The organism is Poseidonocella pacifica, assembly GCF_900111875.1.
Classification (GTDB): Bacteria; Pseudomonadota; Alphaproteobacteria; order Rhodobacterales; family Rhodobacteraceae; genus Poseidonocella; species Poseidonocella pacifica.
Genome location: NZ_FOJU01000004.1, coordinates 248,335 through 272,351, shown reverse-complemented (window position 1 = coordinate 272,351; position 24,017 = coordinate 248,335). Strand labels below are relative to the sequence as shown.

24 protein-coding genes are annotated in these 24,017 nt (G+C 61.7%); 12 read left to right on the top strand and 12 right to left on the bottom strand.

Features of this window, described 5'->3' with window-relative positions:
• Positions 1–43: 43 nt before the first annotated feature.
• The 5 genes from BM234_RS13270 to BM234_RS13245 all read right to left on the bottom strand — a co-directional run bounded on the left by BM234_RS13270 (position 44) and on the right by BM234_RS13245 (position 4,807).
• Positions 44–1,153: an endonuclease/exonuclease/phosphatase family protein gene (locus BM234_RS13270; RefSeq protein ID WP_245752643.1), complete on the bottom strand. Its 1,110-nt coding sequence runs from the start codon at positions 1,151–1,153 to the stop codon at positions 44–46.
• A complete protein-coding gene (locus BM234_RS17660) occupies positions 1,123–1,938 on the bottom strand; it encodes a hypothetical protein (protein WP_245752642.1) in 816 nt (271 codons plus the stop codon). The genes BM234_RS13270 and BM234_RS17660 overlap by 31 nt, the downstream gene beginning before the upstream one ends.
• 232 nt (positions 1,939–2,170) lie before the next feature.
• Positions 2,171–2,776 carry a 3-isopropylmalate dehydratase small subunit gene (gene leuD / locus BM234_RS13260; protein ID WP_092065758.1) on the bottom strand — a complete coding sequence of 202 codons (606 nt, stop codon included), beginning with the start codon at positions 2,774–2,776 and terminating at the stop codon, positions 2,171–2,173.
• An 11-nt stretch (positions 2,777–2,787) separates the two neighbouring features.
• Positions 2,788–4,191, bottom strand: a complete 1,404-nt coding sequence (gene leuC / locus BM234_RS13255; RefSeq protein ID WP_092065756.1) for a 3-isopropylmalate dehydratase large subunit — start codon at positions 4,189–4,191, stop codon at positions 2,788–2,790.
• 175 nt (positions 4,192–4,366) lie between these two features.
• Positions 4,367–4,807, bottom strand: a complete 441-nt coding sequence (locus tag BM234_RS13245; protein WP_092065752.1) for a hypothetical protein — start codon at positions 4,805–4,807, stop codon at positions 4,367–4,369.
• 134 nt (positions 4,808–4,941) lie between these two features.
• Here BM234_RS13245 and BM234_RS13240 point away from each other — a divergent pair, with 134 nt between their 5' ends.
• The 5 genes from BM234_RS13240 to BM234_RS13220 all read left to right on the top strand — a co-directional run bounded on the left by BM234_RS13240 (position 4,942) and on the right by BM234_RS13220 (position 8,958).
• Entirely contained in the window at positions 4,942–6,261 is a 1,320-nt protein-coding gene (locus BM234_RS13240; protein WP_092065750.1) for a mechanosensitive ion channel family protein, read from the top strand.
• Positions 6,262–6,324: 63 nt separating this feature from the next.
• Positions 6,325–7,113 carry an exodeoxyribonuclease III gene (locus tag BM234_RS13235; protein ID WP_092065748.1) on the top strand — a complete coding sequence of 263 codons (789 nt, stop codon included), beginning with the start codon at positions 6,325–6,327 and terminating at the stop codon, positions 7,111–7,113.
• A 76-nt stretch (positions 7,114–7,189) separates the two neighbouring features.
• A complete protein-coding gene (gene trxA / locus BM234_RS13230; protein WP_092065746.1) occupies positions 7,190–8,110 on the top strand; it encodes a thioredoxin in 921 nt (306 codons plus the stop codon).
• 27 nt (positions 8,111–8,137) lie between these two features.
• Positions 8,138–8,779, top strand: coding sequence for an LON peptidase substrate-binding domain-containing protein (locus BM234_RS13225; protein WP_092065744.1), 642 nt, complete (start codon positions 8,138–8,140; stop codon positions 8,777–8,779).
• Positions 8,776–8,958: a Trm112 family protein gene (locus BM234_RS13220; protein ID WP_092065742.1), complete on the top strand. Its 183-nt coding sequence runs from the start codon at positions 8,776–8,778 to the stop codon at positions 8,956–8,958. The genes BM234_RS13225 and BM234_RS13220 overlap by 4 nt, the downstream gene beginning before the upstream one ends.
• Positions 8,959–9,057: 99 nt before the next feature.
• Here the strand turns inward: BM234_RS13220 and BM234_RS13215 are convergent, their stop codons facing one another.
• Positions 9,058–10,398 carry an ammonium transporter gene (locus BM234_RS13215; RefSeq protein ID WP_092065740.1) on the bottom strand — a complete coding sequence of 447 codons (1,341 nt, stop codon included), beginning with the start codon at positions 10,396–10,398 and terminating at the stop codon, positions 9,058–9,060.
• A gap of 31 nt (positions 10,399–10,429) precedes the next feature.
• Positions 10,430–10,768, bottom strand: coding sequence for a P-II family nitrogen regulator (locus BM234_RS13210; RefSeq protein WP_092066055.1), 339 nt, complete (start codon positions 10,766–10,768; stop codon positions 10,430–10,432).
• Positions 10,769–11,026: 258 nt separating this feature from the next.
• On the opposite strand from BM234_RS13210, the gene BM234_RS13205 reads away from it, so the two are divergent.
• On the top strand, positions 11,027–13,198 hold the full coding sequence (locus BM234_RS13205; RefSeq protein ID WP_092065738.1) for a transglycosylase domain-containing protein: 2,172 nt from the start codon (positions 11,027–11,029) through the stop codon (positions 13,196–13,198).
• A 48-nt stretch (positions 13,199–13,246) separates the two neighbouring features.
• Here BM234_RS13205 and BM234_RS13200 read toward each other — a convergent pair whose 3' ends face one another.
• Complete coding sequence (locus tag BM234_RS13200; protein ID WP_092065736.1) at positions 13,247–13,939, bottom strand: MlaA family lipoprotein; 693 nt, start codon at positions 13,937–13,939, stop codon at positions 13,247–13,249.
• Positions 13,940–14,045: 106 nt separating this feature from the next.
• On the opposite strand from BM234_RS13200, the gene BM234_RS13195 reads away from it, so the two are divergent.
• From BM234_RS13195 to BM234_RS13170, 6 genes are all read left to right on the top strand, one after another.
• Positions 14,046–15,782, top strand: coding sequence for a type I secretion system permease/ATPase (locus BM234_RS13195; protein WP_092065734.1), 1,737 nt, complete (start codon positions 14,046–14,048; stop codon positions 15,780–15,782).
• Positions 15,779–17,080 carry an HlyD family type I secretion periplasmic adaptor subunit gene (locus BM234_RS13190; RefSeq protein WP_092065732.1) on the top strand — a complete coding sequence of 434 codons (1,302 nt, stop codon included), beginning with the start codon at positions 15,779–15,781 and terminating at the stop codon, positions 17,078–17,080. The genes BM234_RS13195 and BM234_RS13190 overlap by 4 nt, the downstream gene beginning before the upstream one ends.
• 62 nt (positions 17,081–17,142) lie before the next feature.
• A complete protein-coding gene (locus tag BM234_RS13185; RefSeq protein ID WP_092065730.1) occupies positions 17,143–17,604 on the top strand; it encodes a RidA family protein in 462 nt (153 codons plus the stop codon).
• Positions 17,601–18,359 carry a glycerophosphodiester phosphodiesterase family protein gene (locus BM234_RS13180; protein WP_092065728.1) on the top strand — a complete coding sequence of 253 codons (759 nt, stop codon included), beginning with the start codon at positions 17,601–17,603 and terminating at the stop codon, positions 18,357–18,359. Before BM234_RS13185 ends, BM234_RS13180 begins: the two co-directional genes overlap by 4 nt.
• A gap of 43 nt (positions 18,360–18,402) precedes the next feature.
• Positions 18,403–19,587 (top strand): GNAT family N-acetyltransferase, encoded by a 1,185-nt coding sequence (locus tag BM234_RS13175; RefSeq protein WP_092065726.1) that lies wholly within the window; start codon positions 18,403–18,405, stop codon positions 19,585–19,587.
• On the top strand, positions 19,584–19,883 hold the full coding sequence (locus tag BM234_RS13170) for a 4a-hydroxytetrahydrobiopterin dehydratase (protein WP_092065724.1): 300 nt from the start codon (positions 19,584–19,586) through the stop codon (positions 19,881–19,883). Before BM234_RS13175 ends, BM234_RS13170 begins: the two co-directional genes overlap by 4 nt.
• Here the strand turns inward: BM234_RS13170 and BM234_RS13165 are convergent, their stop codons facing one another.
• Genes BM234_RS13165 through BM234_RS13150 form a run of 4 tightly spaced genes read right to left on the bottom strand, consistent with a single transcriptional unit; the run spans position 19,884 to position 23,990 of the window.
• A complete protein-coding gene (locus tag BM234_RS13165; protein WP_092065722.1) occupies positions 19,884–21,164 on the bottom strand; it encodes an NAD(P)/FAD-dependent oxidoreductase in 1,281 nt (426 codons plus the stop codon).
• Complete coding sequence (locus tag BM234_RS13160) at positions 21,164–21,982, bottom strand: ABC transporter permease (RefSeq protein WP_092065720.1); 819 nt, start codon at positions 21,980–21,982, stop codon at positions 21,164–21,166. The genes BM234_RS13165 and BM234_RS13160 overlap by 1 nt, the downstream gene beginning before the upstream one ends.
• The gene (locus BM234_RS13155; RefSeq protein ID WP_092065718.1) at positions 21,979–22,869 is read right to left on the bottom strand and encodes an ABC transporter permease subunit; all 891 of its coding nucleotides are present in this window, start codon (positions 22,867–22,869) and stop codon (positions 21,979–21,981) included. Before BM234_RS13155 ends, BM234_RS13160 begins: the two co-directional genes overlap by 4 nt.
• Positions 22,866–23,990, bottom strand: a complete 1,125-nt coding sequence (locus tag BM234_RS13150; protein WP_092065716.1) for an ABC transporter ATP-binding protein — start codon at positions 23,988–23,990, stop codon at positions 22,866–22,868. The genes BM234_RS13155 and BM234_RS13150 overlap by 4 nt, the downstream gene beginning before the upstream one ends.
• Positions 23,991–24,017: the final 27 nt, after the last annotated feature.

Here is a 24,017-nt window from a genome sequence, read left to right as displayed (position 1 = left end):
TTGCTTGGGTCCGCAAACGGGGTAGCGACTGGGGGCGGTAGCGTCAATGTGGCAGTTGCAGATCGACCCAGACCAGACGGTGCCGGCTTGCACCGGTCCCCCCCTCGCCGAGGAGTGCATGATCGTCCTCGCCCGGGCGTGGCCAGAAAACCCCCGCATCCAGAACGACCCAATCCGCAGAGGGAAGCACATAATCCGCCCGCATGATGCCGACCTCCACGTCGCGCCAGTCCACCGTCGCGGAAGGCGCCCCCAGATCAGCGCCCCCGGCACTGATGGGCGTCGGGTCAACGATATCGCCACGGCTTAGAAAGTCGCGCATCACCTCGCGGCGTCCGTCGCCGCGCTCCGCGTCCAGATTGGAATCGCCCGCGATCACGAAGGCCCCCTCCGGCGGAGATTGGGCGAGTGCGCCATCCAAAAGGGCCGCCCAGAGCCGCAACTCATCCGCATTCCTCAACCCATTCCGGTCCTCGACGCCATCGAAGACAGGAGGAGTCGCGTAAAAGGTCAAAAGCTCGAACCGGCGCCCCTCAGGGAGAAGGATCGGGACAATCCAATGCGCCGTCGTGGAAAGGCGCTGCACGGAGAGCGCCTCTGGCGAATGGAACGGCTTGCCACCCCGCTGCGGAAGGTCGGCGCCGGGAACATCGGCCCAGAGGATCGCGGAAAGATCCCGCACCGCGCCCACGTCGATGGGGTATCGCGACATCACCGCCATCCCCCCCTCTCCGGCATAGGCGCCGTACCCTTGGGCATCCGCCGGACCGCCGGTACGTCCATCCCCATCAAGATCCAACCCCGTGGCCATCCCGGTATTTGGACGCAACGCGAAACGATGGGGGAAGCTCACACCCTGCAATTCGACAAGCTCGGCCAAAGCCGTGAGCGCCCGACCCTCCGCATCATAGTCGATCCCCTGAAGGGCGATCACATCCGGCGCGATATGGGCGATGATGGTGGCGACCGCTTCTGCCTGAGTGTCTCCACGCAGAATGTCACGCAGCAATAGGCCCGGCCCCGCCCGTGAAAGCCCGGTATTGTAGGTTGCCACCCGGATACGCGGCGGCTCGGTTGCGGAAACTGTTCCAGCCCCCAAGACGGCCACCAGCACCGCGAGGATCAGGCGCCCGGTACGAACCAGTCGGACCACGCCCGAGGTGCATCGCCACGCCCTAGATAGCGTGCGACGCGCAGAAGCGCCGTGGCGCGCATGAGAAGGTTTGCCGGAATGAAAGCCCATAGAGTGATCGCCCAGATGGTCGTTTGCGGATCATTGAAGGCGTGAGGATCGACGATCGGAACAAGCATGTCGACCGCCAACGGCGCGAAAACAGGAAAGCAGAGCGCACCAAGAAGGCTCAAACCCGCACTCCGGTAAAGCGCGCTCGCGGGCGCCAGCCGTGTCGCGGTGAAGAGCGGCAGGTTGATCCATAGGTTGAAGTTGCGCGGCGCGGACCACGGGGCCAGCCAGATCGCCGCCAGCATGTGGACAATCAACACTGCCATGAGCCCGAAGCTGAGCGCCGCCGCGAGAGCCATCTCTTCGCGAAGATCGATGGGGATTGCCCCCAGCGACGCCGGCAACAATGACGCCACGGGAAGGTCAGCCCAAGGGCGCAAGGCTTGGGCCGCTTGGGCGACAAGCCCAGTGACCGCCCCCGGGGCAACGGAATGTCGGAACAGCAGCGTGACGGCCAACACCAGCACGAACAAGGTAATGAACCGCAGGCGATTGACTGGGGCGGCCCCGCGGAATTCGACGAGGCTGGGCGCTGTGGCGCCATATTCCAGAAAGGTGAAGATCGCGGCGGAAAGCGCAAGGAGTTCCGCCAGCGGCGCATCGGCCCAACGCTGACCCGGCAAGAGCAGAGACGGAAGCGCCAAGAGCAGCGCCACCAGAATTGCCCTCATGAGCGCGCCAAGCCCGCGTTCCATTGCCACCTCTATCAGTTTTGCATCGCGACGCGCGGATTTGCGGCGTCATTCAATGCCTCAATATGGTCAGAACAATGCGGCAACTCCATGAACTTGCCCGCATGAAATACGTCAAATTCGTCAGGAATGCCTGATTTCCCTAGCTCATTCCGGTTCGAAATATTCGCCGGAAACTGGGAATTGCGGCGGCGATATGGCCGGGAAACGCCCGTTCCCCGGCCATTTCAGAGGTTCAGATCCAGGGCCGTACGCTGGAAAGCTGCGTCTCATAGCTGTCAATCGACGGCGCTTGTTCCATCGTCAGGCCGATATCATCCAATCCGTGCAACAGGCAGTGTTTGCGGAATGGATCGACATCAAAGGGAATGACCTCACCGTCAGAGGTGGTGATCTGTTGTTGATCCAGATCCACGGTCATACGCGCGTTCGATCCCTTCTCCGCGTCCGCCATCAACAAGTCTACTTGCTCCTGCGGCAGCGCGATCGGGAGAATCCCGTTCTTGAAGCAGTTGTTGAAGAAGATGTCGGCAAAGCTTGTGGAAATCACGCAGCTGATGCCGAAATCCTTGATGGCCCAAGGCGCGTGCTCCCGAGAGGAGCCGCATCCGAAGTTATCGCCCGCCACCAGAATCTCGGCGTCACGATACTTCGGCTGGTTCAGGACGAAATCGGGGTTCTCGTTGCCCTCCCGGTCAAAGCGCATCTCGTCGAAGAGGTTCGCGCCAAGTCCAGTACGTTTGATCGTCTTGAGGAACTGCTTGGGGATGATCATGTCCGTGTCGATGTTGACGAGCGGCATGGGAGCAGCAATTCCGGTGAGTTTTTCGAACTTATCCATTATCGCTCTCCTCAATCCAACTCGCGCACGTCGGTCAGACGGCCAGTGATCGCCGCCGCTGCGGCCATGGCGGGCGACATGAGGTGCGTGCGGCCCTTATAGCCCTGACGCCCCTCAAAGTTCCGGTTCGACGTAGAGGCGCACCGCTCGCCGGGAGCAAGTTGATCGGGGTTCATGCCAAGGCACATCGAGCACCCCGCCATGCGCCAGTCAAAACCTGCCGCCTTGAGCTTGTCGGCGATGCCCTCTTCCTCGGCCTGCGCCCTGACAAGCCCGGAGCCCGGGACGATCATGGCGCGGATACCGTCCTTGACCCGGCGGCCCTCCATGATCTTGGCAACCTCGCGCAGGTCTTCGATCCGGCCGTTGGTGCAGGACCCGATAAAGACCGTGTCGATGGTGATGTCCGAAAGTCTCTGTCCGGGGGTCAGCCCCATATAGTCGATGGAGCGCCGAGCCGCGTCGACCTTGCCGCCTGCGAAATCCTCGGGCGCGGGAACGGTCGCCGTGATCGGCAGGACATCCTCGGGCGAGGTGCCCCAAGTTACCACGGGAGCGATCTCCGAGGCGTCGATTTCGATGATCTTGTCGTAATGCGCGCCTTCGTCGGAAGTGAGGGTCTTCCAATACTCAAGCGCCATTTCCCATTGCGCACCCTTTGGTGCATGGGGCCGACCCTTGACATACTCAAAGGTTTTTTCGTCAGGCGCGATAAGCCCAGCGCGTGCGCCGCCTTCGATGGCCATGTTGCACACGGTCATACGGCCTTCGACCGAAAGCTCGCGGATCGCGGAGCCGGCATACTCGATGACGTGACCGTTGCCGCCCGCAGTGCCGGTTCGGCCGATGATCGTCAGCGTGATATCCTTGGCAGTCACACCGGGCGGAAGCTTGCCTTCGACCCGCACGAGCATGTTCTTGGATTTCTTCTGAATCAGCGTCTGCGTGGCGAGCACATGCTCAACCTCGGAGGTGCCGATCCCGTGGGCAAGCGCACCAAAGGCCCCGTGGGTCGCGGTATGGCTGTCGCCGCACACGATGGTCATGCCCGGCTGGGTCCACCCTTGCTCGGGGCCGATGATGTGCACGATGCCTTGGCGAATGTCGTCGACGTCGTACATTTCCACGCCGAAATCAGCAGCATTCTGGCGCAGCGCCTCGACCTGAATGCGCGACATCTCATCCTTGATCCCGGCAAGGCGGTTTGGGTCGGTCGGCACGTTGTGATCCGGAACGGCAATCGTCTTTTCGGGTGCGCGCACCTTGCGGCCTGCCAAGCGCAGGCCCTCAAAGGCCTGCGGGCTGGTGACCTCGTGAACGAGGTGGCGGTCGATATAGAGCAAGCAGGTGCCGTCGTCGGATTCGTGGACGACGTGCGCGTCCCAGATCTTGTCGTAGAGTGTCTTGGGGGACATAGGTCCTCTCCCTGGATGACGAATGGAATTTCTGAAGCGGAAAAAGGAATGCCGCCTTATAGGCGTGCCAGCACGGTCAGCGTGGCACCAAAGAAGCGCCAAGGCAGCCGGGAGCGATCATCCATGTCGAAAATCCGAGTCATGTCGGATCACATAAACCCACATGAGGATTCCATCAAGCACCCTTGCGCGGGTCCACGTCGATCCATCGCGGGTCGCACATGACGTCGGTGTAGGAACGCCCCACCCCCAGCCACGCCAGCGCAAGATCGGGGTTTTCCGAGTGGATCGCCGAAACGCCGGGGCTGTTGGCGGAAAAGCCTTCGACCATACGGGCCAGACTGAACCCCGGGGACTCTTCAGGAGCGTAGTAGGCAATGCGCCAGACCTCCCCGGATCCGAGGGCGCTCTCGCTGAGGTAGGTGATGTAATGAACCACGTCGATGGCGGTCGCGTCGAACCCTTCGATGGCCGATATGTCGATGAACAGATGCTTGCGCTCGGCGAAAGGAACAGTCTTGGCGAGTATGTTCCGGCAATCGCGATTGACCTCGCTGATCAACGGGCCATGGTTGCGAAGCGCTGTGTAGCCCCCGCCAATAACCAGATATCGCATAGGTGCTAAGGTTGCTGACATAAACTCACGAAATCGAACTGTTACCCTTGGTCAAGTATAGAGAAGGCGCGCCCACTGTCCATGCTTGTAAGGCCGCGCTTGTCGCAGTGCATTTTGCATGATCTGATCGCTCCATGGAGCCACAATCCACGTTCGACATTCTGCAACGACTACTGCGCCAAGGAGAAATCTTCCTTCTGGGGCTTATGCGCGAATGGAATGCCTATCAGATCGTCATCGCGGCCGGGATTTTCCTCCTAGCCTGGGGTTTCGCCAAGATCATCGGGGCGCGGATGCACCTTTGGATGCGCGGACTGGAGGGGTGGCCGCTTTGGCGCATGCGGTTGCTGGTCATGTTCCACCGGCGACTGCGACTTACTCTCTTTGTCTTTCTGATCTGGACCGTCACCCTGATCATGCGCGAGGCCACTTGGCCCAGTCGATCCTACCTGCTGGGCATAATCGCCATGCTCGCGACGGCATGGCTGCTGATCGCCATGGCCACACGGCTTATCCGCAATCCCTTGCTGCGCTTTCTGGTGCGATACGGCGGTTGGGCTTGGGTTACCCTTCTGATTGTCGGGCTGACGGACGAGGCACGGAACCTGCTCGATTCCGCCGCGGTCGATATAGGAGACGCCCATTTCTCGCTGTGGCTCCTCTTGCAGGCGCTTGTCCTTCTTGCTGTGCTTTTCGCGGGCGCGCGGTTCCTTTCGGTCACCTCCTCGGCCACCATCCGCTCCAACGAAGATATCTCCCCCTCGATGCAGGTCCTTGCCATCAAGGTTCTGCAAGTCTTGCTCTACTCCTCGGCCTTCTTCATCGGCCTGCGTACCGTCGGGGTGGATCTCACCGGGCTTGCGGTTCTGTCGGGTGCGGTCGGCGTGGGGCTTGGCTTCGGGCTTCAGAAGGTGGTCTCAAACCTCGTCTCCGGCATCATCATCTTGCTCGACAAGTCGATCAAACCCGGTGACGTGATCTCGCTCGGCGAGACGTTTGGATGGATCAATGCCCTCGGCGCCCGCTACGTCAGCGTCGTCACGCGCGATGGCAAGGAATACCTCATCCCCAATGAGGACCTGATCACGGGGCAGGTGGTCAACTGGTCCCATTCCAACGAATTCGTCAGGCTCGATATCTATTTCGGCACTGCCTATGGTGACGACCCGCATGTCGTCCGGCGCGTCGCGATAGAGGCCGCCAAGGGGGTCGGCCGAGTGCTCAGCAATCCGAACGCGCCCGTCTGTCATATCGTGGGTTTCGGCGACAGTTCGGTGGATTATATCCTGCGCTTCTGGATCGCGGACCCGACTAAGGGCCTCACCAACATTCGCGGCAACGTCTATCTCGCGCTTTGGGACGCGTTTCAGGAGCATGACATCTCATTTCCTTTCCCTCAGCGGGAGGTTCGGATGCTGGGCGAGGATGCGGCAAAGGACGCGAGGGCGGAGTGAACTGCTGGCCGCGCTTGGCGGGCTGTGCTAACCGGCGCGCACCAGCGGATGCCGGAGGGACCCATGCCATTCACACTTGCCACATGGAACATAAACTCCGTCCGCCTTCGGGCCGACCTCGTGGCGCGGCTGCTTCTCGAGGAAGCGCCGGACGTGCTCTGCCTGCAGGAATGCAAAAGCCCCGTCGACAAGATCCCGTTGGAGACCTTTGTGGCCCTTGGCTACACCCACATGGTCGCGCGCGGGCAGAAAGGGTACAACGGCGTCGCAATCCTCTCCAAGCTACCCCTAGAAGATGCGGGGGCGGAGGATTTCGCCGCGCTGGGCCATGCCCGGCACGTTGCGGCGCGGCTTGAGAATGGTGTGACGATACACAATTTCTATGTTCCCGCCGGGGGCGACAAACCCGACCGGGACATCAACGTGAAATTCGGCCAGAAGCTCGACTATCTGACCGAGATGCGCGACTGGTTCCGAAACGAGGCACCTCAGAAATCGATCCTCGTCGGAGACCTCAACATCGCCCCGCGGGAAGATGACGTGTGGAACCACAAGCAGCTCTTGCGGATCGTGTCCCATACACCCATTGAGGTGGACCACCTCGGCGCGGTGCAGGAGGCAGGCGCTTGGGTAGACATCACCCGCAAGGATATCCCTCAGGGGCAACTCTACAGTTGGTGGAGCTATCGGTCTCCCGAATGGGACGCGGCCGACAAGGGCCGCAGGCTGGACCATGTCTGGGCCACGGCGGATATCGCGAACGCCGGCCATTCGAGCCGCGTGCTCCGGCCTGCCCGCGGATGGGAGAAGCCATCGGATCACGCACCGGTTTTTGCCACCTTCGATCTTTGATCCACATGACCGCACCCTTGGCAGACGGTGCGGCACAGTCCATATACATTCCGAATTGAGAGAGAGGGGCAGCACGATGCTGGAACTTGGCGGCACGCCGGACACTGCGGCGACAGGCGAACTCATCAAAGATACGACCGAAGCAACCTTCATGGCCGATGTCGTCGACCTTAGCCAGGAAATCCCCGTCATTGTGGATTTCTGGGCGCCGTGGTGCGGACCGTGCAAAACGCTCGGCCCGGCACTCGAGGCCGCCGTACAGAAAGCCAAGGGCGCGGTGCGCATGGTGAAGGTCAACGTCGACGAGAACCAGACGATCGCGGGCCAACTTCGTATTCAGTCGATCCCGACAGTTTATGCCTTCTGGAAGGGTCAGCCGGTCGACGGATTTCAAGGCGCCGTTCCCGGCTCCGAAATCGAAGAGTTCGTGAAGCGCGTGGCCGAACTGGGCGGCGGTGCTGATGCGGATGGCGGGCTTGCCGAGGCGATTGAAGCTGCTGAGGAAATGCTGGCGCAGGGTGCCGCCGTGGATGCCGCCCAGACGTTCGCCGCAATCCTCGGGGAGGAGCCCCAGAACGCCGCCGCTTATGGGGGGCTGGTTCGCGCCCATCTGGCGATGGACGATCTCGATCAGGCGGAGGCGATCCTGAACGGCGCCCCGGCGGAGATTTCCCACGCGCCCGAACTGGAAGCAGCGGCCGCCGCGCTCGCGCTTGCCCGTCAGGCCGAAAACGCCGGACCGGAGGCCGAATTGCGTGCCCGCGTCGAGGCCGATCCCGACGATCATCAGGCGCGGTTCGACCTTGCCCAATCGCTTCATGCCAAGGGTGACGTTCAGGAAGCTGTGAACGAGCTTCTCGAGCTTTTCCGGCGCGACCGGGAATGGAACGAAGGCGCTGCAAAAGCGCAGCTTTTCACGATCTTCGACGCCCTGAAACCTCAGGACCCCATTGTGCTGGCAGGTCGGCGAAAACTCAGCTCGATGATATTTGCCTGACCTGCGCAGCGGGCTAGTTGAAGATCCATGTTGAACACCGCGGATCTGCCAGACACGATTGCCATTTTCCCGCTGCCGGGTGCGCTGCTTTTGCCGCGCACCCGATTGCCGCTCCACGTCTTTGAGCCGCGGTATCTTGCGATGCTCGAGGATGTGATGAAGACACCCCATCGGTTGATCGGGATGATACAGCCACATACCGAAGACGACAGCACCCTGCACGGGATCGGCTGCGCGGGAAGACTGACCCAATTTTCCGAAACCGAAGACGGGCGCTACATGATCACGCTCGCCGGGGTGAGCCGGTTTCAGATGCTCGAAGAAATTGACGGGTTTACCCCCTATCGAAGGGCCAAGGTCGAATGGTCCGCATATGAGGAAGACCTTCAGACCGAGGCACAAGAAGACCCGGCGCTCGACCGACCCCACTTTCTGGGCCTCCTGCGGCGCTATTTCTCCGAGCAGGAACTACAGACGGATTGGGACGAGCTTGCGGATGCGGGGGACGAGATGCTGATCGACGCGCTGTCGATGTTGTGTCCCTTTCACCCGGAGGACAAACAGGCGCTTCTCGAAGCATTCGATCTGCCAGAGCGGCGGCGCATTCTGATCGCCCTCATCGAATTCTCGCTTCGAGGCGGGGATGATGAAGAAAGGATCCGGCAATGAGCCGTACGCCAACCTTTGACCGGCGCATGCTGGAAGCGCTCGTCTGCCCCCAGACCAAGACAACGCTGGAATATAACGCGGCGCAGCAAGAGCTGGTCTCCCGCGCCGCACGGCTGGCCTTTCCCATTCGCAACGGCATACCCATCATGCTGGTGGACGAAGCCCGCGCGTTGGAGTGAACCGCCGGACCTACCTCCGCACAACCAATCCTTTGAACATAAAAAACCCGGGCGCGAACGCCCGGGCAAGTTTATCCAAAAGGCTGGTGGAAGGAGGAGTCAGCCTTTGGAGAACTCGGGGTAGGCCTCCATGCCCAGTTCGGCCATGTCGAGCCCGGCAATTTCGTCCTCTTCGGAAACCCGGATGCCCATGACCATCTTGAGGATGAACCAAAGAACCCCGGAGACTACGAAGACGAAGATACCGACGACCACGATGCCATAGAGCTGTGTGCCGAGTGTCGCATCGCCGTTGGAGAAGATGACCGCGATCGTGCCCCAGATACCGGCGAGGAGGTGCACAGGGATGGCGCCGACCACGTCGTCGATCTTGAGCTTGTCGAGCATCGGAACCGCGAAGACCACGATCACACCGCCGATGGCACCGATGAGCGTTGCGCCGCCGAGCGAGGGGGCGAGCGGTTCAGCAGTGATCGAGACCAGACCAGCGAGTGCGCCGTTGAGCACCATGGTAAGGTCGGGCTTGCCGTAGAGAAGCTGTGTCAGGATCAGCGCGGCGACAGAGCCACCTGCTGCGGCCGTGTTGGTGTTGGCGAAGATGCGGCTTACGTCTGCAACATCACCGACGGAGCCCATCGCAAGCTGCGAGCCACCGTTGAAGCCGAACCAGCCAAGCCACAGAATGAACGTGCCGAGCGTGGCAAGAGCGAGGTTGGAGCCGGGGAACGGTGTGACGCGACCGTCCTTGCCAAACCGGCCAAGACGCGGGCCAAGGATCAACGCACCGGCAAGTGCGGCCCAGCCACCGACGGAGTGCACCACCGTGGAGCCTGCAAAGTCGAGGAAACCTGCTTCATCGAGGAAACCGCCGCCCCACTTCCAGGACGCTTGCAGCGGATAGATGACTGCGGTCAGAAGGATCGTGAAGATCAGGAAGGGCCAGAGCTTGATGCGCTCCGCAAGAGTACCTGACACGATGGAAGCCGTCGCAGCACAGAACATCAACTGGAAGAAGAAGTCCGAACCGGTCGAGGCATACCCATAGTCATCCGCAGCATCGGCCGTGACACCAACCGCTTCGAGCACGCCGGGCCCCCAGACGCCGGAGAGGATGCCGTCGATCGACCATGTGCCGAGCGGGTACATCAGGTTGTAGCCGATGAGGTAATAGAAGATCCCCGCGAGCGAGAAGAGCGCAACGTTCTTGGTCAGCTGCATGGTGACGTTCTTGGCGCGCACGAGGCCCGCTTCGAGCATGGCAAAGCCGCAGGCCATGAACATCACGAGGAAGCCGCCGATCAGGAAGAGCAGCGAGTTGAAGACAAAGACGGAATCCGTCGACGGATTGACGCCCGGCACCGGGCCGTCATCCTGGGCGAACCCCATGGCGGGAAGCGCGATCAGCGCCGCCGCAGGAGCAAGTGCTTTAAGTAGTTTCATCGGTTTACAAAGTCCCTTTTGCGACGGCGTCTCAGAGCGCGTCTTCGTTCGTTTCGCTGGTCCGGACGCGAACGGCTTGCTCTAGGTCGAGCACGAAAATCTTGCCGTCGCCGATCTTGTCGGTCTTCGCGGTCTTGATGATCGTTTCAACGACCTGGTCGGCCATGGCACCGGACACCGCGATTTCCAGTTTGACCTTGGGCACGAAGTTCACCGCATATTCGGCCCCACGATAAATTTCTGTATGGCCGGATTGGGACCCGAAGCCTTTGATCTCGGTCACCATCATGCCGCGCACGCCGATGGCGGTCAGCGCCTCGCGGACCTCCTCCAGCTTGAACGGCTTGATTGCAGCAATGATGAGTTTCACCTTGTTCCCCTTCGTTTCGCGCTTGTCGCGCTTCTCGATGTGCCCGTGCAGAGAGACGGCGAAAGCGCCGCGCCTCAACGGGGAACAGCCCAAAAGACGACCCGCCGGGATGCCTATTTGCACAATTTTTGCACAAATTATATCTGATGATTATTTTTTGATCAGTTTACGAACGCTTTTCTGCAGTGCAGAGCCCTAAACAATTCGCCCGGAGGAGGCTATCTTCACCCGGTCAAGAGAACCGGGCAGGTCGAGGCAATGACTGATTCACGCAAGAAGCGGCCACGGCTCGTGGCCGAGAAGCGCACTACGTCCCGCAAGACGGCGGCGCCGAAATCCACTTCAAAACCGAGGAAGCCTGCCCGTCGCAAAAAGCGGCCGGTACGCAAGGGCGGCGTTGGCGGACGGATCTCGGGCGGGATCACCGGTCTCTTTCGCTGGATCGCGCGTCTCATATGGTCGGTGGTCTGGCGCTTCGGAGCCATCGCAACGCTGCTGGTGGGCGGCGCGGTACTCTATTTCGCATCGACGCTCCCCGAGGCGACGGCGCTGGTCGACGGAAGGGCGCGAGGCTCGGTCACCATGCTCGATCGTAACGGTGAGGTCTTCGCGTGGCGCGGTGAGCAATTCGGTGGCATGATCACTGCCGATACCGTTTCCCGCCACCTCAAGCATGCCGTTCTGGCGACCGAGGATCGCCGCTTCTACTGGCACCCCGGCGTTGACCCGGTGGGTGTGGCCAGCGCGGTGCGCATCAACCTTTCCGAAGGGCGCGGCCCACTGTCCGGGCACGGCGGCTCCACAATCACCCAGCAGACAGCAAAGCTGCTCTGTCTTGGCGTGCCTTACGATCCCACCGCCTGGAAATCCGAAGCGGCCTATGAAGCCGATTGCCGGGAGACGTCGCTCTGGCGCAAGATCAAGGAGGCGACCTACGCGCTCGCCCTTGAGGTCAAATATACCAAGGATGAGATCCTCACGATCTATCTCAACCGGACATTCCTTGGAGCGGGGTCCCGCGGGTTCGAAGCCGCGAGCCAGCGCTATTTCGGCAAGTCGGCATCCGAGGTCAATCCGGGGGAGGCGGCCATGCTCGCGGGTCTGCTGACCGCGCCCACCCGGTATGCCCCGACAAATAACCTCGAACGCTCACAGAACCGCGCCACCGTCATTGTCGGGCTGATGCAGGATCAGGGCTATCTCACCACGGAAGAAGCGGAACGCGCCCGTCGTAGCCCCGCACGGCTCTCCGAAGCGGCCGAACGGCGCGCGGGCGGCTACTTTGCCGATTGGGTCATGTCGGAAGGCCCGGATTTCCTGACGAGGGACACCACCGAAGATGTCATCGTCCGCACCACGCTGGATCAGCGCCTTCAAACCGCTGCCGAAGACGCCATGCGGGTCATCTTTGACGACAAGGTTCGCGAAGGGTCCAAGGCGCAGGCTGCCATCGTCGTCATGAGCGCAGATGGCGCGGTACGTGCCATGGTGGGGGGGCGCAAAACGGATGTCTCGGGCGTTTTCAATAGAGCGGTACAGGCCAAGCGCCAGACCGGATCCGCCTTCAAGCCCTTTGTCTATGCGGCCGCGCTTGAACTCGGTCACTCGCCCAACGACACTATCGTGGATGAGCCTCTTACCATCAATATTCCCGGCTCGGGCCCTTGGTCCCCCTCGAACTACACGAACAAACACTATGGCCGCGTAACCCTGACCCACGCGCTCAAGGACTCGCTCAATATTCCTGCGGTGAAGATCTCCGAATTCGTGGGGCGCGATGTGGTGCAAAAGATCGCGTCCGACTTCGGCATAGACAGCGACCTTGCCGAAGGCCCTGCTCTCGCACTCGGCGCATCGGAATCCACCCTGCTGGAGATGACGGGTGCCTACGCAGGCATCCTGAACGGCGGATCGTCGGTAGAACCTTACGGGCTGACGGAACTGCGGCTCATGGGCGAAACCGAATCCTTGATCGAAGGAACATCGAGCGGGATCGGTGAGCGGGTCATTCAGGAGGATGCCGCCCGTCAACTGATCTACATGATGGAAAAGGTGGTCACCGAAGGGACAGGAAAGCGCGCCGAACTTCCCGACCGGCAGGTGGCAGGAAAGACCGGCACATCCCAATCTGCGCGTGATGCTTGGTTCATCGGCTTCTCGGCCGATTATGTGGCCGGGGTCTGGATGGGCTACGATGACAACACGCCGCTGACCGGCGTGACGGGTGCGGGGCTTCCTGCCGAAATCTGGCGGGAGACGATGATCCGTGTGCATGAGGGCCTGCCCGCGCGGCCACTTCCCATGCTCGCGCCAAAGACCCCTGCTCCCGCTCCGCAAACCGCAGAGACCCAGCGCGCACCCGCCCGCCAGGACAATCAGGCAGAACGGGTTCTGCTGGACGTGCTTCGGAACATCTTCGGCGGCAATTGAGACTTCTCGTTTGGTTCAAGGCCCCAGGACTGGGGCCTTGAATGCCGCTTACGGCGACCGACCCTCGCCGAGTTGCCCGCGTCGCCGGGCCAGAGCGCCCGCGCGCATGTCTTCGTAGCTCTCGATCACCAGTCCGCGGGCGAGAGCAGCATCGCGCTTGCGCGACACGCCGTCGGCGAAACGGAAGGCCCCGACCGCCCGGCGCGTGCCCACGGGCAAGAGCGGTTTCAGCGGGTTCGTGAAGAGATCGACGATCCGCCCGGCGGCATCCCGCTCCGTCGTTGGCCCCATGACCGGCAGCACCAGAAAATCGCCCTCTCCCACGCCCCAGACATGCAAGGTGGTTCCGAAATCCGTCCGCTTCTCGGCAAGGCCCATCGGCGTCGCCGGATCGAATATACCCGCAATCCCCAGAACGGTGTTGACCACGAAGCGCAGCGAATTGCGCCCTGCCCCCGGCAGGTCGCCCTGTGCCACGTTGTTCACCACCACACCGGGCAGCCCAACGTTCGACGCAAAGTTCCGCACCGCCGCCTTGGCAGGCCCCGGAACGGTTTCCGAATACCCCCTCGCGGCAGGTTCGAGAAAGATACGGTCGAGCCGCTGGTTCAGCGCGAAATGCCGTCGGTTGGCATCCTCGTAACGATCAACCCCGTCCGGCGGAGTCGCACAAGCCGCCAGCAGAAGAAGCGACGCACCCGCGCAGATTCGGCGCAGGAGGGGGAAGGGGCTGGGGTGCATCAAAAACTCCACGTGTGAGAAGAATGGACAAACGCCGGAAAAGATTGGATTTGACCCGCGCTGGACCACAGCCTATGCCGAAACGGGAGAATGGCAAGGAGACCGCATGGCAAGCCCGCTCCCCCACGATGGCCGCGAAGAGCTGCGTCGCGCCAGAGCAGAGAACCGCGGCCTCTACTGGACGGTCGGAATATTCAGCCTTTTCGCCAACCTGCTCATGCTCACCGGCCCGCTCTACATGCTGCAGGTCTATGATCGCGTTCTGGGATCCCGCTCCGTCGAGACGTTGATCGCGCTCACGGCGCTGGTCGCATTCCTCTATGGTGTCATGGGCTTGCTTGACTATGCCCGTGGCAGGATCATGGCCCGCGTCGGCGCCCGTTTTCAGCACCGAATGGATGGCCGCGTGTTCGACGCGGTTCTCCGCAAGGCGGGGGCGTCCTCCTCCGATGAAAAGGCGCGCACCGGTCTTCGTGATCTCGAATCCGTCCAGCGGATGATTTCATCCCCGGCCCTCATGTCGCTCTTCGACTTGCCGTGGACACCGTTATTCCTCGCCGGGATCTATATCTTCCATCCCTACCTCGGGTACCTCGCGACCATCGGCGGCGGCTTCTTGATCATCGTCACTCTGGTAAATCAGGCCACGACACGCCGCCCCCTCACCCTAGCCAACAGCTCAACCTATCACGCCGAACAGCTTGGTGATCAGATCCGGGGTGAGGCCGAGATGGTGCAATCCCTCGGAATGCGCGGGGCGACCTTTTCCCGCTGGCAAAAAGCACGCGACACAGCGCTGAACCAGTCGCTCAGCGCGGCGGACCTCGGGGGCACCTTCAGTGCCATTACCAAGACTTTTCGCCTCTTTCTCCAGTCGGCCATGCTTGGCCTCGGCGCCTATCTGGTCCTGCAGGAGGCGGTGACGCCCGGCGTGATGATTGCCTCGTCCATTCTTCTGGGGCGCGCTTTGGCACCGGTCGAATTGCTGATCGGCCAATGGCCCGTAATACAGCGCGGGCTGAAGGGATGGTCGAACTTGGGGGAATTGCTCACCGAAGTCCCACCGAGCGCGGAGCGCACGCCCCTGCCGCGCCCTCGTGCCCGCCTTGATGTACAACAGGTGACCGTCATTCCCCCCGGCGAACAGCAAGCCTCGCTTCGGGTGGTGTCCTTCACCGTCGAACCGGGTCAGGCGGTGGGGGTCATTGGCCCCTCGGGGGCCGGGAAATCGACCCTTGCCCGCGCCATCATCGGCCTTTGGCGGCCTGCGGGCGGCAAGATCCGGCTCGACGGGGCCTCTCTGGACAATTACGACCCTGATGTTCTGGGCCAGCACATGGGATACCTCCCCCAGCGGGTGCAACTCTTTGACGGCACCATCGCCGAGAATATCGCGCGCATGTCCACCCAACCCGACGCGGAGAAGGTCATCGCAGCCGCGCGCAAGGCCGCTGCGCATGAGATGATCCTGAAGCTGCCCGATGGCTATGACACTCGGGTGAGTATCGCGGGCGGTCGCCTTTCCGGCGGCCAGATTCAGCGCATCGGCCTTGCCCGCGCGCTCTATGGGGATCCGATCCTGCTTGTCCTTGATGAGCCGAACTCCAATCTGGACAACGAAGGTTCCGAAGCGCTCAATCAGGCGATCAAGACGATGAAGGCGGAACAGAAATCCATCCTCATCATGGCACACCGCCCAGCCGCCATTACCGAATGCTCTCACCTTTTAGTCCTTGATCAGGGGGCCAAACGTACCTTCGGGCCAAAGGACGAAGTGCTGCGCGATGTGGTTAGCAACGCCAAGGCGATACAGTCGTCCACAAAACCCGGAGGTGTCACGTGAACGGCGGGGCCTGGTCCGCACGGGGCCATCTTCTTGTTGGGGTGATTGCCCTCATCGTGTTGGTCGGGGGCTTCGGGACCTGGGCCACCTTCACCACGATTTCCGGCGCGATCATCGCGCAGGGCCGGATCGAGGTAGATCAGAACCGACAGGTGGTGCAGCACCCCGATGGCGGCGTCGTCGAGGAGATTATCGTCGATGAAGGGGACGAGGTGGCCGCAGGCGACCTTCTGATCCGGCTTGAACCGACGCAGCTTCGCTCTGAGCTGTCGGTGGTCGAGAACCAGCTTTATGAAATCCTGGCCCGGATCGGCCGCCTCGAAGCGGAGCGAGACGACGCAGAAGAGATCACCTTTGATCCGCTTCTGCTCGAAGCCGCTGCGGAGAACGAAAGCTTTGAGAAACTCGTCGATGGGCAGCAACGCCTCTTTACGGCCCGCCGGTCCTCCATCGCGAGCGAAATCGATCAACTTCGCAAACGGCGCCGTCAGACGGAGAGCCAAATCGAAGGTATCGACGCGCAACAGGCCTCCCTCCAAACGCAGCTTGGTTTGATCCGCGAAGAACTGGCCAATCAGCAATCCCTGCTCGACCGGGGCCTTGCACAGGCAAGCAGCGTGCTTGCCCTGCGCCGCGAAGAGGCCAGCCTGTCGGGCTCTGTCGGCGAACTCACCGCGCAGCGCGCACAGGCAGAGGGTCGGATCACCGAAATAGAAATTCAAATCCTCAATCTCGGGGACAAGCGCCGCGAAGAGGCGATTACCCAGCTTCGCGATCTAAGCGTGAACGAGCTTGAGACCGGTGAACGCCGCAGGACACTCGTGGAGCAGCTTGACCGGCTCGATATTCGCGCGCCCGTGTCCGGCATTGTCTACGGGCTTACGGTGTTCACGCCGCGCTCGGTCATCCGCCCCGCCGATCCGGTCCTTTATCTGGTTCCGCAGGACCGCCCGCTCGTCATCGCCGCGCAGATAGAGCCGATCGACATCGACAAGATCCGCCTTGATCAGGAAGTGGTGCTTCGGTTCTCAACTTTTGATCAGCGCACCACGCCGGAGTTGCTCGGCACGGTCACGCAGATCTCCGCCGATGCCTTCACCGATGAGCGCTCCACCCTTACCTACTACCGGGCAGAGATTCGGCTCAGCGAGGGAGAGCAGGCCAAACTGCCTGATGGCATCACCCTGATCCCCGGCATGCCGGTGGAGACATTCCTGCGCACGCAGGACCGCTCGCCTCTGGCCTACCTCGTCAAACCGCTGACCGATTACCTCGCCAAGGCTTTCCGCGACGGCTGAGCCTTTTCTTCCCTACGTGGCCGGACTAGCCTGCCGCGCAAACGAAGCAGAGGAGTTTTGCGATGAGCGCTATCGGAGACCGGCTGGCCGAACTGGGCATCACTCTGCCCGACGCCCCCGCCCCGGCGGCCAACTATGTCCCCTTCGTGCAGGTGGGCGATCTGGTGCATGTCTCGGGACAGATTTCGGCGGACGACAATGGATTGATTACCGGCAAGCTGGGCGCCGACATGGATGTCGAAGCAGGGGCTGCCGCTGCGAAACGCTGCGCGATCAGCCTTCTGTCGCAAGCAAAAGCGGCGTGCGGTGGCGATCTCGGGCGCTTGGTACGCGTGGTGAAGCTTACCGCATTTGTCAATTCCACCGGCGAATTCACGGAACAACCCAAGGTCGTCAACGGCGCGTCGGACTTTCTCGTCGAAGTGTTGGGCGACGCTGGCCGCCACGCGCGCTCCGCGGTTTCGGCAGCCTCTCTTCCGCTCGGCGTCGCTGTCGAGATCGAAGGCATCTTTCAGATCCGATGACCGCTCTGCACCCCGCGTTCCTCGCCCGTCCCATCGCGCATCGCGCCTTGCATAACGTTGCCGATGGGAGACCGGAAAACAGCCGTGCCGCCATCGCCGCCGCCATGGCGCATGGCTATGGGATAGAGATCGACCTGCAGCTCAGCGCCGATGGCGTGGCGATGGTGTTCCATGACTATGAGCTGGACCGGCTGACGTTCGAACGCGGGCCGGTGCATCTGCGGACCGCCGGTGCCCTTCAACAAACCACCCTGCGCGGCGGAGCGCAGGGCATTCCAGCCCTTGCCGATGTTCTGGAGCAGGTGGCGGGTCGCGTGCCCCTGCTGATCGAAATCAAGGATCAGGACGGTGCCATGGGCGACAACGTTGGCGCTCTTGAGGCGGCAACCGCTGCGGAACTCGCCCGGTATGAAGGGCCGGTCGCGGTCATGTCCTTCAATCCCCATTCGGTCGCCGAGATGGCGCGGATCGCCCCTGATATCGCCCGTGGCATCACAACCTGTTCCTACGATCCCAAAGACTGGCCCCTGCTACCCGCCAGTCGCCGCGATGCCTTGCGTGACATTCCCGACTTCGATGCCGTCGGCGCCAGTTTCATCAGTCACGAAGCGCGTGATCTTTCGCGAGACCGCGTGCAGGACCTCAGAGATGCCGGAACACCGATCCTCTGCTGGACCATCCGCAGCCCCGCCGCGGAGGCAGAGGCGCGCAAAATCGCGCAAAACGTGACCTTCGAGACCTATTTGCCCGCTTGATCCGCGCGACCAAAGGGCCAGATCTTCCCCGGGAAGGCAGGTCATGACCGATACCATAGAGATCCGACTCCTCCACAGCATCACCGACATCCCGCAATCCGAGTGGGATGCCTGTGCCTGCCCCGAGGCCAAAGGCGGCGGCCGGCCTCTCGATCCCTTCACAACGTGGGCCTTTCTCGAGGCGTTGGAATGGAGCGGGTCGGTCGGCCCTCGCACTGGTTGGCAACCGCATCACCTCGCTGCCTATCTGGGGGGCAAGTTGATCGCCGTCGCGCCGATGTATGCCAAGGGGCATAGTCAGGGCGAGTATATCTTCGACCACAATTGGGCACATGCCTATGAGGCGGCAGGGGGCAGCTATTACCCCAAGCTTCAGATCGCGGTCCCGTTCACTCCGGCCACCGGGCGGCGCTTTCTGGCGCGACCCGGTCATGAGACGACCGGGATCAATGCGCTGGTTCAGGGTGCGGTACAAATCGCCTCGGAGAACCAGCTTTCCTCTCTCCACGTCACCTTTTGTACCGAGGCCGAAGCCATCGCAGGTGAGGCCATGGGCCTGCTCGCGCGGCGCACCCATCAATTCCATTGGAAAAACGACGGCTATACCGACTTCGACGCCTTCCTGAACTCTCTCAGCTCGCGCAAGCGCAAGAACATGCGCAAGGAACGCGCGACCGCGCAAGGGTTCGGAGGCGAGATCCACACCCTCACCGGCGATCAGATCGAAGCACACCACTGGGATGCCTTCTGGCATTTCTATCAGGACACAGGCGCGCGAAAGTGGGGTTCCCCCTATCTGACGCGGGCATTCTTTGACCGTGTGCATGACACGATGCGCGACGACATGCTGCTCGTTCTTGCCGAGCGGGACGGAGAGTATGTCGCGGGCGCGCTCAATTTCATCGGGCGCGATGCCTTGTTCGGGCGCTACTGGGGCTGCACTGAACATCACCCCTGCCTGCATTTCGAACTCTGCTACTATCAGGCCATCGACTATGCGATCCGCGAGGGGCTCGGCAGCGTGGAGGCCGGAGCCCAGGGCGAGCACAAGTTGGCACGGGGGTATCTGCCGGTCACGACGCATTCATTGCACTGGATTGCGGATGCCGGTTTCGCCAAGGCCATTGCGCGCTACCTTGAGGAGGAAGGGCGGATGGTTGAGGATGATATGGAGATCATGACATCCTATGGGCCGTTCCGCAAAGCGCAGGTGGAGGAACAGGAATGAGCAAGATACTGGACGACAGCGCAAGAGAAACGGACCTTGCGCCCCTTCTCGATGCGGGTTGGCGCATGGTCGATGGCCGCGATGCCATCACGCGGGAATATCGGTTCAAGGGGTTTTCGTCAGCCTTTGGGTGGATGACCCAGATCGCCATCGTCGCCGAGAAGATGAACCACCACCCCGAATGGTCCAACGTCTACAACCGTGTGGAGGTCACTTTGAGCACCCATGATGCAGGCGGGCTGACCGACTTGGATATCAAGCTGGCGAAGCGGATGGACAAGGCTTTCCCAGCCTGATCACAGCCGATCCGCGAGGGCGAGACCGGCAAAGACCGGGCGCAAGAGCGCGCGGCGAAAGCGCCCGAAGGGCAACGCGGGCGGCGGCGCGCGGAGGAGTTCGGGAATATCCCCTGCCCCCGTCACGCAGCCCGCAAGCACACGCCCGGCATAGGTTCCCATCGCCACGCCGTTCCCATGCCAGCCAAAGCCCGTCCAAACCCCTTTCATGTCTGGCACCGGGCCGATGTAGGGTCTGCGCGCGCCTGTGAGGCATACCAGTCCGGACCAGAAATGGGTCGTCTCGACCGCACGCCACGCCGGAAACATCTCATCAAAATGCGCCCGGATCGCGCGCGCCATGCGGCGGTCGCTGGACTCCGTCGCGCGGAGACCGCCGCGCATCCCGAACAGCATGCGGTTCTCCGGCAGGAGACGAAAGTAATGGAGCAGGTTTCGCGTGTCGTAGCACATCTGGCGGCTATGCCATCCCTGCGCCTCGCGTTCCGCGTCGGTCAGGGGCCGTGTTACCATGATATTGGAGAAGACCGGCAAGATCCGCCGCCCTGACCAACGGGGCACGTCTTCGGCGCCATATCCGTTGGTGGCAAGCAGGGTATGTTCGGCGCGATGCAGCCCGTGGGAAGAGCGAAGACCGCCGGATGCGACATCCTCGATTGTGGTGCCGCCATGGATGCGAACTCCGGCAGCGACGCAAGCCGCTATCAGACCCGCGAGGTATTTGCGGGGATTGAGCGCAAAGCCGTGAGGGTGTCGCAACCCGCCATGAAAGGGCCCCGAAATCCCCCGCGCCCCGAGATCTGCCCGCTCAATCACCTCGCCACCGTCTTCGCGGAGCTGGCGCATGGCCCGCGCGGAATGAGCGAGGACGGTTTCCCCTTGGGAATGACGATCCACCTCCATGGCGTGCCGCGTTACAAGGTCGTCGACGAGTTCAACGGCTGACTGCTGTACTTCGGCCCACTCGGCCGCGGCATGGGTGCCATGACGCTTGACGATGCTCTCATGCCGCAGCATCGCGCCACCGATGCAACAGAACCCCCCGTTCCGGCCCGATGCGCCCCAACCCGGCTGATGCTCATCGAATACGGCGACGTCATAACCCTGCTCAGCGAGGTGCAGCGCCGCCGAAAGCCCCGTGAAGCCCGCGCCCACCACGGCCACCTGCGACGCGGTATCCCCGGCAGGCGGCGGAAAACGCGGCAATTCGACGGTTGTGGGCCAATAGCACCCCTGAAGGCTCTCGGCGGCATAGGCCCGCGGCTCATACAGTCGGCGCATCAGTCTGCGCGGGCTGCGGCGTGTTCATCGGCCCGCTGGCGCAAGACACTGCGCTTGGTTGCGAGCGAGGCAATGACGACGCCGACGGCCACGATTCCGATCATGATGGTTGAAAGCGCATTGATTTCCGGGCTGACCCCAAGGCGGATCGAGCTGAAAATCTTGATTGGCAGGGTCGTTGCCGACGGACCCGCCGTAAAGGAGGCGATCACAAGATCATCAAGCGACAGGGTGAATGCCAGCAACCAGCCAGAGATGACAGCGGGTGCGATGATGGGCAAGGTAACGAGGCGGAATGCCTGCCACTGCGTACACCCAAGATCGAGCGCGGCTTCTTCCAGCGACTGATCGAAGCTGGCGAGGCGCGAGGACACCACGACAGAGACATAACACATCGAGAATGTCGTATGGGCAAGCACGATGGTCAGCACCCCGCGATCTAACCCGATCCCGATAAAGAGCAGCAGAAGTGACAGGCCGGTGATCACCTCAGGCATGACGAGCGGCGCATAGACCATCCCGGAAAATAGGGTCCGCCCCGGAAACCGGCCCATCCGGATCAGTACCCACGCCGCCATCGTCCCGAGCACCGTCGCCACGGTCGAACTCATCACCGCAACGCGGATCGTGACCCAGGCCGCATCGAGAAACGCCTCGTTAGAGAGCAACTCGCCATACCACCGCGTCGAAAACCCGGCCCAGACGGTGACGAGTTTGGAGGCATTGAAGGAATAGATCACGAGGATGATCATCGGCAAGTAGAGGAACGCGAACCCCAGCGAGAGCGAGGTCACGTTGAACAGGGACAGGCGCCTCATCCTTCGGACTCCCGCTGTTTTTGCTCGTTTCGCTGGAACAAGACGATCGGAATGATCAGGATCAACAGCAAGATGACCGCGACCGCCGAGGCCACCGGCCAATCGCGGTTGGAGAAGAATTCTTCCCACAGAACCTTGCCGATCATCAGCGTATCAGATCCCCCGAGCAGCGAGGGGATCACAAATTCACCAATCGTTGGAATGAAGACGAGAAAACACCCCGCAATAATCCCGCTCCGCGACAGCGGGAACGTCACCAGCCAGAACGCGGAAAGGCGGGAGCACCCCAGATCCTCGGCCGCCTCCAGCAGCTGCCCGTCAAGCTTTTCAAGCGTGGCATAGACCGGAAGGATCATGAAGGGCAGGTACGTGTAGACCACGCCGATATAGACCGCGAGATTGGTATTGATGATCGCCAGTGGCGTATCGATCAGGCCAATCCATAGGAGAAACTGGTTGAGATACCCCTCAGAACTGAGGATCCCCATCCACGAATAGACCCGGATCAGGAAGGAGGTCCAGAACGGCAGGATCACCAGCATGAGCAGGGTGGGCCGCCATGCCTCCGGCGACCGAGCCATGGCATAGGCCATCGGATAGCCAATAAGCAGCGTCAGGAAGGTCGAGACAAGAGCGATCCGCAAGCTGGACAGATATGCTTTCCAGTAAAGATCGTCGCTGGCGAGAAAGGTGAAGTTCTCGAAATCAAGCTCGGAGACGAATGCCTTGATACCGGCCCATCCGGCCTGAAAATCGAGGGTCGGGGCATAGGGTGGGATCGCCAACGCCATATCGCTGAGGGCGATTTTCAACACGATCAGGAATGGAACGAGGAAAAGTGCCAGCAGCCAGAGGTACGGGACCGCTATGACGAAAATGCGTCTCATTCGGCCAGAAGCACCCCGGCAGTATCGGACCAGCTGAGCCAGACCTCATCCTCCCAGGTGAAGCTGCGACGGGCAATGCGCCGCGTGTTCGCTTCCTGTGCCTTGACGATTTGCCCCCCCGCCAACTCAACGTGGTAGGTCGAGAGGTTCCCGAGATAGGCGATGTCGAGGATCTTGCCCCGCACCCGGTTGAGCGCCTCAGGCTCCTGAGCATGGATCGCGACCTTTTCGGGCCGAATGGCCAACGAACATGCCTGACCCTCGCTGAAGCTTCGTTGGCTCTGGGCGATGAGCGGCGGGCGCCCCTCACCCCACGTGATCGCATATGTCTCTGGGCCGGTAGCCGATGCCGTGCCTTCGATGATGTTCACGTCGCCGATGAAATCCGCCACATACACGCTCTGCGGCTCTTCATAGATCTTGTCGGGCGTGGAAATCTGCACGATGCGGCCCTCGTCCATCACGGCGACGCGGGTGGCAACGGTCATCGCCTCTTCCTGATCGTGGGTGACGATGACGAAGGTGGTGCCGGTCTTCTCTTGGATGTCGACCAGCTCGAATTGCGTGTCCTGCCGGAGTTTCGCATCCAGCGCGCCGAGCGGCTCATCCAACAGTAAAAGTTTCGGCGCCTTCGCCAGTGACCGTGCAAGCGCGACCCGCTGCCGTTGCCCACCCGAGATCTGGTGCGGTTTGCGCTTTGCGAACCTCTGAAGCCGCGTCAACCGCAGCATCTCCTCGACGCGTGCGGCGATCTTGTCCTTGTCCAACCTCTCGCGCCGCAGGCCAAAGGCGATGTTTTCCCATACGCTCAGATGTGGGAAGAGCGCATAGGACTGAAACATCATGTTCACGGGGCGCTTGTTCGGCGGCGTGCGCCCGATGTCCTGCCCACCCAGCCATATCTTGCCCTCGGTCGGGGTTTCGAACCCGCCAAGCATGCGCATCAAGGTGGTCTTGCCACAGCCCGATGGCCCGAGCAGCGCGAAGAATTCCCGCGCAAAGATATCGACGCTGACATTGTCGATGGCGGTGAAATCGCCAAAGCGCTTGGTCACACCCTCAAACCGGATGAGCGGGGTTTCCTTCGGGTCGTCCCATGGGGCGAAGACTGTTTGCGGCATGCCTGTCCTTGCAATGCACGGCCCGCG

Excerpts from the sequence above, each read along its gene's own strand:
- BM234_RS13165 (WP_092065722.1), bottom strand. The coding sequence starts at position 21,164 with ATGCGCCGACTGTATGAGCCGCGGGCCTATGCCGCCGAGAGCCTTCAG.
- BM234_RS13215 (WP_092065740.1), bottom strand. The coding sequence starts at position 10,398 with ATGAAACTACTTAAAGCACTTGCTCCTGCGGCGGCGCTGATCGCGCTT.
- leuC (WP_092065756.1), bottom strand. The coding sequence starts at position 4,191 with ATGTCCCCCAAGACACTCTACGACAAGATCTGGGACGCGCACGTCGTC.
- BM234_RS13240 (WP_092065750.1), top strand. The coding sequence starts at position 4,942 with ATGGAGCCACAATCCACGTTCGACATTCTGCAACGACTACTGCGCCAA.
- BM234_RS13220 (WP_092065742.1), top strand. The coding sequence starts at position 8,776 with ATGAGCCGTACGCCAACCTTTGACCGGCGCATGCTGGAAGCGCTCGTC.
- BM234_RS13185 (WP_092065730.1), top strand. The coding sequence starts at position 17,143 with ATGAGCGCTATCGGAGACCGGCTGGCCGAACTGGGCATCACTCTGCCC.
- leuD (WP_092065758.1), bottom strand. The coding sequence starts at position 2,776 with ATGGATAAGTTCGAAAAACTCACCGGAATTGCTGCTCCCATGCCGCTC.
- trxA (WP_092065746.1), top strand. The coding sequence starts at position 7,190 with ATGCTGGAACTTGGCGGCACGCCGGACACTGCGGCGACAGGCGAACTC.
- BM234_RS13200 (WP_092065736.1), bottom strand. The coding sequence starts at position 13,939 with ATGCACCCCAGCCCCTTCCCCCTCCTGCGCCGAATCTGCGCGGGTGCG.
- BM234_RS13170 (WP_092065724.1), top strand. The coding sequence starts at position 19,584 with ATGAGCAAGATACTGGACGACAGCGCAAGAGAAACGGACCTTGCGCCC.
- BM234_RS13195 (WP_092065734.1), top strand. The coding sequence starts at position 14,046 with ATGGCAAGCCCGCTCCCCCACGATGGCCGCGAAGAGCTGCGTCGCGCC.
- BM234_RS13155 (WP_092065718.1), bottom strand. The coding sequence starts at position 22,869 with ATGAGACGCATTTTCGTCATAGCGGTCCCGTACCTCTGGCTGCTGGCA.
- BM234_RS13225 (WP_092065744.1), top strand. The coding sequence starts at position 8,138 with ATGTTGAACACCGCGGATCTGCCAGACACGATTGCCATTTTCCCGCTG.
- BM234_RS13245 (WP_092065752.1), bottom strand. The coding sequence starts at position 4,807 with ATGCGATATCTGGTTATTGGCGGGGGCTACACAGCGCTTCGCAACCAT.
- BM234_RS13205 (WP_092065738.1), top strand. The coding sequence starts at position 11,027 with ATGACTGATTCACGCAAGAAGCGGCCACGGCTCGTGGCCGAGAAGCGC.
- BM234_RS13180 (WP_092065728.1), top strand. The coding sequence starts at position 17,601 with ATGACCGCTCTGCACCCCGCGTTCCTCGCCCGTCCCATCGCGCATCGC.
- BM234_RS13235 (WP_092065748.1), top strand. The coding sequence starts at position 6,325 with ATGCCATTCACACTTGCCACATGGAACATAAACTCCGTCCGCCTTCGG.
- BM234_RS17660 (WP_245752642.1), bottom strand. The coding sequence starts at position 1,938 with ATGGAACGCGGGCTTGGCGCGCTCATGAGGGCAATTCTGGTGGCGCTG.
- BM234_RS13150 (WP_092065716.1), bottom strand. The coding sequence starts at position 23,990 with ATGCCGCAAACAGTCTTCGCCCCATGGGACGACCCGAAGGAAACCCCG.
- BM234_RS13160 (WP_092065720.1), bottom strand. The coding sequence starts at position 21,982 with ATGAGGCGCCTGTCCCTGTTCAACGTGACCTCGCTCTCGCTGGGGTTC.
- BM234_RS13175 (WP_092065726.1), top strand. The coding sequence starts at position 18,403 with ATGACCGATACCATAGAGATCCGACTCCTCCACAGCATCACCGACATC.